This window comes from Falsiroseomonas selenitidurans, from assembly GCF_012103215.1.
Lineage (GTDB): Bacteria > Pseudomonadota > Alphaproteobacteria > Acetobacterales > Acetobacteraceae > Falsiroseomonas > Falsiroseomonas selenitidurans.
This window is the reverse complement of the sequence record NZ_JAAVNE010000009.1, coordinates 135,105-144,608: the sequence shown is the minus strand read 5'-3', so window position 1 is coordinate 144,608 and position 9,504 is coordinate 135,105. Positions and strand designations below refer to the sequence as shown.

Below are 9,504 nucleotides of genomic sequence, written 5' to 3'. Positions count from 1 at the left end.
CCGGCAGCGCCGGCGCCAGGGCCGCCAGCGCCGCCGCCTCCGGCGCTGGCAGGGCGGGGGCCAGCAGGCGGGCAAGCGCGGCCGGGGAGGCGCGGTCGGCGCCGGCGAACAGGATGTCCGTCGCCACCACCGCGGCGCCATCCGCATGCAGCCGCGCGACCAGCGCCGCGAGCCGGGCGCGCGGCCAGGGCCAGGGGCCGAGTTCCGCCAGGCTGGCGCGATCGATCTCCACCACCAGCACCGGCACGTCGATGGCGGGGCGGGGCAGGGCGGCGAGCAGCGCATCGCGCGCCGCCGCCGCCAGCCCGGCGAATTGTGTCGGCCAGGCCAGTCGCAGCGCCAGCAGCAGCCCCGCCGCCAGCAGCCCGGCGTGGATCGGTCGCCAGGCGCCGCGGGCAGGCCGCTTCAGGGGGTGAGACCCACCGCGGCGAGCGCGGCGGCGATGCGCGACGCGGCCCAGGCGACAGGGGCTTCCGGCGCCCCGCCCGGCGGCACATCCGTGCCCTGCCCGGCGGTTAGCACCACCAGCTGGCCCTGCGCCGAGACCTCCGCCGCGCCGCGGGCGACGAAGACGGAAAAGCCTTCCGCCGTTTCGCCGCCCCAGAAGGCGGTGCCGCGCACGGCGATCAGCGCCGCCGGCGAGACCACGGCGACGGGCGAGCGCGGTGCGGTGGCCGGGCGGCTGAACCAGAAGGGGCCGGCGCTGCGGCGCAGCGTGGTGCCGCCGGCGCCCAGGCTGTCCAGCCGCAACCGTGCCTCCGCGCCCAGCCGCAGGTCGATCTCCCCGCGCAGCCGGGCGCGCAGCAGGCTGGCAGTGCCGGTCACCAGCGTATCGCCCTGCGCCAGGCTGGCGGCGGGCGCCAGGCGTCGGCTGCCGGTGGCGCCATCGGCACGGGCGCTGCCCACCACCTCCACCGCCTCGCCCACCTGGGCCGAGGGCGGGCCGGCGGCGGCGAGCAGCAGGGCGGGCGCGGCAAGGGCGAGGCGGCGCGGCAGGATCATGGTCCGGGCCCTGGGATGGGGTTGGATCGAGGGAGGTTTATTGCGCAGCCGCGGCCGCCGCTCCAGCCCCGCCGCGGTTCGCGGCGGCCGGCATGGCGGGGGAGGCGGAAGGCATCGGCGTGCGGCGCATCCGCGTGGCGGAGGACGCGGCCCCTTGACACCGCGACGGCGGCCGGCCGGGACGCGCGCGGCACCGTCAGAAAAATGTCACGCCGCGGGGACGGGGTGCCGGTCTAGACAACCGCGCCCCGATTTACGGAGACGGTCAGTGCAGTTCGAAGTGGTTGAGATCAGCCCCGCGGCCAACAAGCTCGTTCTCGTCGGGCGCCTGGACGCGACGACGGTGGGGCAGGTGGAAACCCGCTTCACCGCGGCCGTCGCGGCTTCCGGCCGCAGCGCCGTCATCGACCTCACGGGGCTCGAATTCCTTTCCTCGCTCGGCATCCGCCTGCTGCTGTCCTCCTCCCGCGTCGTGACGCGGCGCGGTGGCACGGTGGTGATGTTCGGTGCCCAGCCGATGGTGGCGGAGGTGCTGGAGGCGATGGCGCTGGACGACGTGCTGCCGCTGGTGCCCACCGAAGCTGAGGCGATGGCCCGCCTGGCTTGAACAGCCTGACGCTCGATATCCCCATCGGGCTGTCGGCGCTGGCCGAGGCGCAGGACCGCGCCGAGGCCTGGGCCGAGGCCGCAGGCGTCCCGGCCCAGGCGACGCTGCGGCTGCGCCTGGTGGTGGAGGAGTTGGTCGCCAACCTGGTGGAGCACGCCGCCTGGCCCGGCCCGCCCGTTGCCGCCCGGCTCCATCTGAGCTGGCAGGACGGCACGCTGCGCGGGGTGCTGGAGGATTCGGCCGTGCCCTTCGACCCGCTGGCCTTGCGCGAGGCGCCTTCGGAGGCCCCCGGGCCGGAGCGCATCGGCGGGCTTGGCTTGGCGCTGGTGCGGCGGATGACCGCGGCGCTGGTCTATGGCCCGGCGGCGACACCGGGCTGGAATCGCACCGATTTTATCATTCGCTTAGGCTGAATCCCGCACCGCGGGGCAGGCTTTATGGACAACCCACAAGGTTGTATGGCGCGGTGTCATCGAACCTTCATTTATTTGCAATCGTATGGTCGCCTCTGCTGCCTAGAACCCGCCCGGCAGGGTGGTGGCGCGAGTCATGGCCCGCACGCAAACAGGACCGGAGAGAGACACAGTGAACAGGCGCACCCTTCTGCTCGGTACCGGCGCGGCGATCGGAGCCGGGCTGATCTCTGCCCGCAGCGCGATGGCCCAAGCGGTGACGATCACCGGCGCCGGCGCGACCTTCCCGAACCCGGTTTACCAGAAGTGGGCCGAGGCGGCGAAGGGCCCCACCGGCATCACCCTCAACTATCAGTCCGTGGGTTCGGGCGCTGGCATCAACCAGATCCGCAACCGCACGGTCGATTTCGGCGCCTCCGACGCCCCGCTGAGCGTCGCGCAGCTGAACGAGCACAACCTGCTGCAGTTCCCGGCGGTGATGGGCTCGCTCGTCGCGATCGTGAACATCCCGGGCGTCGAGAACGAGAAGATGAAGCTGACCGGCGAGCTGCTCGCCGACATCTATCTCGGCAAGATCCGCCGCTGGAACGACCCGAAGCTGGTCGAGATGAACCGTGAGCTGAACCTGCCGAACCTGGCGATCGCGCCGGTCTATCGCGCGGACGGCTCGGGCACGACCTTCGTGTGGGTCTCCTACCTCTCCGCCGTTTCCACGGAATGGAAGGAGAAGGTCGGCATCGGCACCTCCGTCCGCTTCCCCGCCGGCACCGGCGCGCGCGGCAATGAAGGCGTGGCCGGCACGGTGAAGAACATCCGTGGCGCCATCGGCTATGTCGAGAACGCCTACGCCATCACCAACCGCCTGGTGACGACGCAGATCCGCAACAAGGCCGGGAACTTCGTCCTGCCGGTGCAGGAGAACTTCATCGCCGCCGCCGAGAACGCGGACTGGTCGACCCCGGGCTTCGCGGCCAGCCTGATCGACCAGCAGGGCGCGAAGTCCTGGCCGATCGTCTCGCCGACCTTCATCCTGCTGCCGAAGAACCCGGAGAGCGCCGAGCGCAGCCGCGCCGTGATGCGCTTCTTCGACTGGGCCTACAAGAACGGCGACCGCCTGGCGCAGGAACTGGAATACATCCCGATCCCGACCGTCGTGGCCGACCGCATCCGGACGGCCTGGGGGACCGAGATCAAGGTCAACGGCCAGCCCGTGTGGCAGCCGGCCTGATCGGCTGAAACCGGCGTGGCGGCGCAAGCCGCCACGCTCCTTCCGTGCCTCGAGACAAAAAGACCGGAGCATTCGCTTGCAGCAGGCCGCAACCGCCAGTGTGGGCACGATCCCGAGGCCTGCGCGACGCAGCTCCTCGCTTGGTGATACCATCTTCGCCGCCGCCTGCACCGCAGCCGGCGGCTTCGTTCTGCTGCTGCTCGGCGGCATCATCGTCGAATTGTTCCTGGGCGGCCTTCCGGCCTTCCGGACCTTCGGCATCCCCTTCCTCTGGTCGACCGAATGGGACCCCGTCACGGAGGTCTTCGGCGCCGGCGTCTCCATCTACGGCACCATCATCACCGCGGTGCTGGCCATCCTCCTGGCCGTGCCGCTGGCCTTCGGTGTCGCCTTCTACCTGACCGAGCTGGCGCCCATCTGGCTGCGCCGCCCGGTCGGGACGGCCGTGGAGCTGCTCGCCGCGGTGCCTTCCATCATCTACGGCATGTGGGGCTTCTTCCTGATCGCGCCGATCATGGCGCAGTATGTGCAGCCCTTCATGATTGACAGCGTCGGCACCTGGCCGGTGATCGGCTTCCTGTTCGAGGGCCCGCCCTTCGGCACCGGCATCTTCACGGCGGCGCTGATCCTGGCGATCATGATCCTGCCCTTCATCGCCGCCACCATGCGCGACGTGTTCGAGCAGGTGCCGCCGGTGTTCAAGGAAAGCGCCTACGGCCTTGGCTGCACGACCTGGGAAGTGATGAAGGGCGTCGTCCTGCCCTACACCCGCATCTCGGTCGCCGGCGGCATCATGCTCGGCCTCGGCCGCGCGCTGGGCGAGACGATGGCGGTCACCTTCGTCATCGGCAACGCCAACCGCATCACCACCACGCTGTTCGGCCCGGGCAACACCATCGCCTCGGTCATCGCGCTGGAATTCGGCGAGAGCGAGATCGGCAGCCTGAAGCTGTCCGCGCTGCTGGCGCTTGGCTTCATCCTGTTCGTTCTGTCCTTCATCGTGCTGGCGCTCTCGCGCTTCCTGCTCCGCTCCCGTCTGAAGGCCTGACCCGATGAGCACGACCTTCCAGGCCTCCTCCGGCCCGACCAAGGACGCCGCCGTCGCCGCCGCGCTCGGGCGCAGCCGCAAGCGGTCCGACCTGATCCTGCGGGTGCTGTCCTACGGCGCCACCGCCATCGGCCTGGTGCTGCTGGCGTCCATCCTGGTGACGCTGTTCGCCAAGGGCTTCGGCGCGATGAACCTCTCGGTGTTCACCGAGGTGACGCGCCCGCCCGGCTCCAATGGCGGCCTGCTGAACGCCATGGTGGGCAGCCTGATCCAGGTCGGCCTGGCCACCATCATCGGCACGCCGATCGGCATGCTGGTCGGCACCTACCTGGCCGAATACGCCCGCGGATCCGCCTTCGGCAACGTCGTCCGCTTCGTGTCGGACATCCTTCTCTCGGCCCCCTCGATCCTGGTCGGCCTCTTCGTCTACCAGCTGCTGGTGCTGCCCTTCGGCGGCTTCTCCGGCTGGGCGGGCGTCGCGGCGCTGGCGATCATCATCATCCCCGTGGTGGTGCGCACCACGGAGGACATGCTGGCGCTGATCCCGAACACGCTGCGTGAGGCGGTGATCGGCCTGGGCGCGCCGAAGTGGAAGATGATCGTGACCGTCTGCTGGCGCGCCGCGATCTCCGGCATCATCACCGGCGTGCTGCTGGGCGTTGCCCGCATCGCCGGGGAGACGGCGCCGCTGCTGTTCACCAGCCTCGGCAACAACGCCTGGTCGACCGACCTGACGGCACCGATGCCGAGCCTGCCAATCACGATCTATTCCTACGCCGGTTCGCCCTTCCAGGACTGGATCGAGCTGGCCTGGGCCGGCGCGCTCATCATCACGCTCGCCGTGCTGATCCTGAACATCCTGGCCCGCAGCGTGCTGCGCAAGTGACGGAAAACCCCTCCATGAGCACCACCAGCGAGTCCGCCATGAACGACGCCGCTCCCCCCGCCACGCAGTCCTTCGGAGGCATGCAGGCCCGGTCCGAGGCGGTGATCAACACCACCTCCCGCATCTCGGTCCGCAACCTGGATTTCTTCTACGGTGCCAACAAGGCGCTGAAGGCGATCAACCTGGAACTGCCGGACCGGCAGGTGACGGGCATGATCGGCCCCTCCGGTTGCGGCAAGTCCACGCTGCTGCGCGTGCTGAACCGCATGTACAGCCTCTACCCCGGCCAGCGCGCCGAGGGCGAGGTGATGATGGACGGCCGCAACATGATCGCCGCCGAGGTCGACCTGAACGAGCTGCGCTCCAAGGTCGGGATGGTGTTCCAGAAGCCGACCCCCTTCCCGATGACGATCTACGAGAACATCGCCTTCGGCATCCGCCTGCACGAGAAGCTCTCGAAGTCCGAGATGGACGACCGCATCGAATGGGCGCTGACCCGCGCGGCGATCTGGGGCGAGGTGAAGGACCGGCTGCAGAGCTCCGCCATGGGCCTGTCGGGCGGCCAGCAGCAGCGCCTGTGCATCGCGCGGACCATCGCGGTGCGGCCGGAAGTGATCCTGTTCGACGAGCCGACCAGCGCGCTGGACCCGATCAGCACCCTGAAGATCGAGGAGCTGATCGACGAGCTCAAGCGCGACTTCACCATCTGCATCGTGACCCACAACATGCAGCAGGCCGCGCGCTGCGCCGACCAGGTGGCCTTCTTCTACCTGGGTGAGCTGGTCGAGGTGGCGCCCGCCTCGCAGCTGTTCACGGCGCCGCGCGAGAAGCGCACGCAGGAATACATCACCGGCCGCTTCGGCTGAGGACACAGACAATGCCAATGGAACAACAGGGCGAGCACATCGTCCGCTCCTACGACGAGCAGCTGCGCAAGGTGCGCGACATGCTGGCCCGCATGGGCGGGCTGGCGGAGCGCCAGGTCAACGACGCCACGGTGGCGCTGACCCGGCGGGATGCCTCGCTGGCGGCGGAAGTGATCAGCCGGGACGCCGCGCTCGACCAGCTCGAGCGCGAGATCGAGACCTTCTGCATCCGCCTGCTGGCGCTGCGCCAGCCGATGGCCAGCGATCTGCGCTTCATCGTCGCCGCCATGAAGGTGGCGCACGACCTGGAACGCATCGGCGACTACGCCCGCAACGCGGCGAAGCGCAGCATCATCGTCACCCAGCAGCCGACGCTGGGCAGCCTGAACGGCTTCCTGCGCATGGCCCGGCTGGTGCAGGAGAACCTGAAGGCCGCGATCGACGCGCTGGTGAACGACGACGCCGTGGCCGCGGAGCGCGTCTGGGGCAATGACGAACCGGTGGATGATGTCTACAACGGCATCTTCCGCGAGATGCTGACCTTCATGATGGAGGATCCGCGCAACATCACCGCCGCCACGCACCTGCTGTTCATCGCCAAGAACCTGGAGCGCATCGGCGACCACGCCACCAACATCGCCGAGACCGTGCACTACGCGGTGCGGGGCGACAGCCTGCCCGACGACCGTCCCAAGGCGGATAGTTCCGCCTATGCGGTCGTCCGGCCGCCGGAATAAGCTAGGACCGGAGAAAGACCGATCATGCCGGACGCCACGGGCAGCCTGGCCAAGCCGACCATCCTGGTGGTCGAGGACGAGGCGCCGCTGTTGACCTTGCTGCGCTACAACCTGGAGAAGCAGGGCTTCCGGGTGGAGGAGGCAACCGACGGCCAGGAAGCGCTGATGCGCGTGGCCGAAGGCAAGCCGGACCTGATCCTGCTGGACTGGATGCTGCCGGCGCTCTCGGGCCTCGAGGTCTGCCGCCAGATCCGCCGCCGGCCGAACACGCGCGACCTGCCCATCATCATGGTCACGGCCCGCACCGAGGACCAGGACGCGGTGCGCGCCCTGGACACCGGGGCGGATGACTACATCAGCAAGCCTTTCGTCATGGACGCGCTGCTGGCCCGCATCCGCGCCCTGCTGCGCCGGTCAGGCGCCGTGCCGGTGAAGGGCCGGCTGACCTACAAGGACCTGGTGATGGACCAGGACGCGCACCGCGTGACGCGCGGTTCGCGATCGCTGCATCTCGGCCCTACCGAATACCGGCTGCTGGAATTCTTCCTGCAGCATCCCGGCCGGGTCTTCACCCGGGAACAGCTGCTGGACGCCGTCTGGGGACGCGACATCCATGTCGAGCCGCGCACCGTGGACGTGCATATCCGTCGGCTGCGGAAGGCGGTGAACGGCGACGACCAGGCGGATATCATCCGCACCGTCCGGTCGGCCGGCTACGCCCTCGACGTCGAGGAGTAAACCGGCCAGCCTTGCCGGCATGGCCGACCCGCCGCGCTTCCCGCTGCTGCTCCAGCCCACCCCCTACCAGCCAGCGCCGCGCCTCGCCGCGGCGCTGGGCCTGGGCCGGCTGCATGTGAAGCGGGAGGATCTGGCAGGGCCGGCGCTCGGCGGCAGCAAGATCCGCAGCCTGGAGCTGATCCTGGGCGCGGCGCGGGCGGCGCGGGCCGATTCGGTGCTTGCGGCCGGTGCCAGCCAGTCGCATTTCTGCCGCGCCCTGGCCGGCTGCGCGCCGCGTGCCGGGCTGGCCTGCCACCTGCTGCTGCATGGCGCGCAGGCGCCCCTGGGCAATCTGCTTCTGTGCCGCCTGTTCGGCGCCGATATCGGCTTCACCGACGCTTCCGACCCGGCCATCCGCGCCCAGCTGGAAACGCGGGCGGCGGCGCTGCGCCTGGCTGGCGGCAACCCCTTCCTGGTGCATTTGGCGGGTGAGACGGCGCCGCTGGCCGCCGCTGCCTGGGCGCTGGCGGCGGAGGAGATGGCCGCGGATTTCGAGGCCGCGGGCAGCGCGCCGGATCTGCTCGTCCTGGCCTGCGGCGCCGGCCTCAGCCTTGCCGGGCTGGCGCTCGGCTTCGCCCGCTACGGCCTGCCGGTGCGGCTGCTGGGGGTTTCCGTGCGGCAGCCGGCGGCGCGGCTGCGGCCCTGGGTGGAACAGGTGGCGGCGCGCGCCGCCGCGCTGCTGGGCTGGGACGAGCCGGCGGCGATGGCGGCGGTGACGCTGACGGATGACCAACGGGCCCCCGACCATGATGGGCCGGGCGCGCCCGGGCTGGCGGCGGTGCACCTGGCGGCGCGGACCGAGGGTCTGGTGCTGGACCCCGCCGCCAGCGCCAAGGCCCTCGCCGGGCTGGCGGCGGCGGTGGGCGGGCTGGTGCCTCGCGGCGGCGCCGCGGCGCTGGTTCATTCCGGCGGCGCCGCGGCGCTGGTTCATTCCGGCGGCCTTCCCGGCCTGCTCGCCGACTCCGATGCCGTGGCGGTGGGCCTGGCCAGGGGCTGAGAGCCCTGTGTGGACGGCCCTTTGGTGCAAGGGCGACGCTGCGTTTCGGCGCCGCGGTCGGGAGCGGTCCTGTGTCCGGCCTGTTGATGCGGTTCATGACCGCTGGCCCTGATGCCATCCGCGGCCTGGCTCCCGGTCAGTTTCGCGCGCTCGGGGCGCGGGAATCTACACGGGTTGTGCCGGGCCTCGGCTTCGGCCGATGTGCCATCACGCCACCCCGGCCCTCATGCGCCCGTCGGTCGCGGCGATCGCCGGCGGGAAGCTCCTCGTGGTCCTGCGCTGCGGCGTGAAGCGGAACGCTGCGTTGCGGGTCGTGGGTTTCGCCGCGCGCCGGCAGCGCCCGGACAATCCGCGCCGCCTTGTTGGCCTGCGCGACGGCGGCGAGCCTGGTCGGGCGTCGCCCGACCAGGCTCGCCAGCCAGCCCCCGCCGGCCTTGGTCCGGTTGTGCCGGATGACGGTCGAGGCGCCGGGCACCAGAAGACGGCGCCGATGGCGATCACCGGCTTTGGAGACGCCACGCTGGCGAAGCTTGCCGCCTGGGCTGTCTTGCTTCGGCACGCGTCTTGATCGGCACGAAGCGCATGGTCGGGCGCGTCACCGCGTTGCGGATCGCCTCGGCATCGGCAGGGTCGGTCTTGCCGTGGATCAGCCGCATCGCGTGGCCGAGTGCGCGGATCTCGCGCGCCCAATGGTGTGCGGTGCCGCACGCCTCGATGCCGACCAGGCAGGGCGGCAGGCCGCGGAAGAAGTCCAGCACCTTGCTCCGGCCCAGCTTGCGCCGCAGCACCGCCCGACCGACGGCGTCGACCCCATGCGCCTGGGACACCCGCTTGGCGATGTCCAGGCCGATCGTGGTGACTTCCATTGTGGACGCCTCCTCTGTCGAGGCTGGTGGCTTCGGCAAGACCGGCAACGCCGCAGGGATGGAAAAGCGCCGCCAGA

General features: G+C 70.7%; 11 protein-coding genes and 1 pseudogene. 9 read left to right on the top strand and 3 right to left on the bottom strand.

Features of this window, described 5'->3' with window-relative positions; genetic code table 11:
• Both HEQ75_RS08225 and HEQ75_RS08220 read right to left on the bottom strand, forming a co-directional pair.
• On the bottom strand, positions 1 to 304 hold a 304-nt coding region (locus HEQ75_RS08225; RefSeq protein WP_328733483.1), incomplete at its 3' end, for a CHASE2 domain-containing protein.
• A gap of 101 nt (positions 305 to 405) precedes the next feature.
• Positions 406 to 1,002: a FecR domain-containing protein gene (locus HEQ75_RS08220; protein ID WP_168029122.1), complete on the bottom strand. Its 597-nt coding sequence runs from the start codon at positions 1,000 to 1,002 to the stop codon at positions 406 to 408.
• A 268-nt stretch (positions 1,003 to 1,270) separates the two neighbouring features.
• Between HEQ75_RS08220 and HEQ75_RS29020 the strand changes: the two genes are divergently transcribed.
• The 9 genes from HEQ75_RS29020 (at position 1,271) to HEQ75_RS08175 (ending at position 8,561) form a co-directional block, all read left to right on the top strand.
• Positions 1,271 to 1,609 carry an STAS domain-containing protein gene (locus tag HEQ75_RS29020; protein WP_168029120.1) on the top strand — a complete coding sequence of 113 codons (339 nt, stop codon included), beginning with the start codon at positions 1,271 to 1,273 and terminating at the stop codon, positions 1,607 to 1,609.
• Positions 1,606 to 2,022, top strand: coding sequence for an ATP-binding protein (locus tag HEQ75_RS08210; RefSeq protein ID WP_168029118.1), 417 nt, complete (start codon positions 1,606 to 1,608; stop codon positions 2,020 to 2,022). Before HEQ75_RS29020 ends, HEQ75_RS08210 begins: the two co-directional genes overlap by 4 nt.
• Positions 2,023 to 2,158: 136 nt before the next feature.
• Entirely contained in the window at positions 2,159 to 3,250 is a 1,092-nt protein-coding gene (gene pstS / locus HEQ75_RS08205) for a phosphate ABC transporter substrate-binding protein PstS (RefSeq protein WP_168029116.1), read from the top strand.
• A gap of 76 nt (positions 3,251 to 3,326) precedes the next feature.
• Positions 3,327 to 4,298 (top strand): phosphate ABC transporter permease subunit PstC, encoded by a 972-nt coding sequence (pstC, locus tag HEQ75_RS08200; RefSeq protein WP_168029114.1) that lies wholly within the window; start codon positions 3,327 to 3,329, stop codon positions 4,296 to 4,298.
• A gap of 4 nt (positions 4,299 to 4,302) precedes the next feature.
• A complete protein-coding gene (gene pstA, locus HEQ75_RS08195; protein ID WP_168029112.1) occupies positions 4,303 to 5,184 on the top strand; it encodes a phosphate ABC transporter permease PstA in 882 nt (293 codons plus the stop codon).
• Between the two features lie 80 nt (positions 5,185 to 5,264).
• Positions 5,265 to 6,050, top strand: a complete 786-nt coding sequence (gene pstB / locus HEQ75_RS08190; protein WP_168029159.1) for a phosphate ABC transporter ATP-binding protein PstB — start codon at positions 5,265 to 5,267, stop codon at positions 6,048 to 6,050.
• 17 nt (positions 6,051 to 6,067) lie between these two features.
• On the top strand, positions 6,068 to 6,787 hold the full coding sequence (phoU, locus tag HEQ75_RS08185) for a phosphate signaling complex protein PhoU (RefSeq protein WP_168029157.1): 720 nt from the start codon (positions 6,068 to 6,070) through the stop codon (positions 6,785 to 6,787).
• A gap of 24 nt (positions 6,788 to 6,811) precedes the next feature.
• A complete protein-coding gene (phoB, locus tag HEQ75_RS08180) occupies positions 6,812 to 7,525 on the top strand; it encodes a phosphate regulon transcriptional regulator PhoB (RefSeq protein WP_168029110.1) in 714 nt (237 codons plus the stop codon).
• Between the two features lie 19 nt (positions 7,526 to 7,544).
• Positions 7,545 to 8,561 (top strand): pyridoxal-phosphate dependent enzyme, encoded by a 1,017-nt coding sequence (locus HEQ75_RS08175; protein ID WP_168029108.1) that lies wholly within the window; start codon positions 7,545 to 7,547, stop codon positions 8,559 to 8,561.
• Between the two features lie 560 nt (positions 8,562 to 9,121).
• Here the strand turns inward: HEQ75_RS08175 and HEQ75_RS29170 are convergent.
• A pseudogene (locus HEQ75_RS29170) lies at positions 9,122 to 9,427 on the bottom strand (IS110 family transposase); the annotation flags it as partial.
• Positions 9,428 to 9,504: the final 77 nt, after the last annotated feature.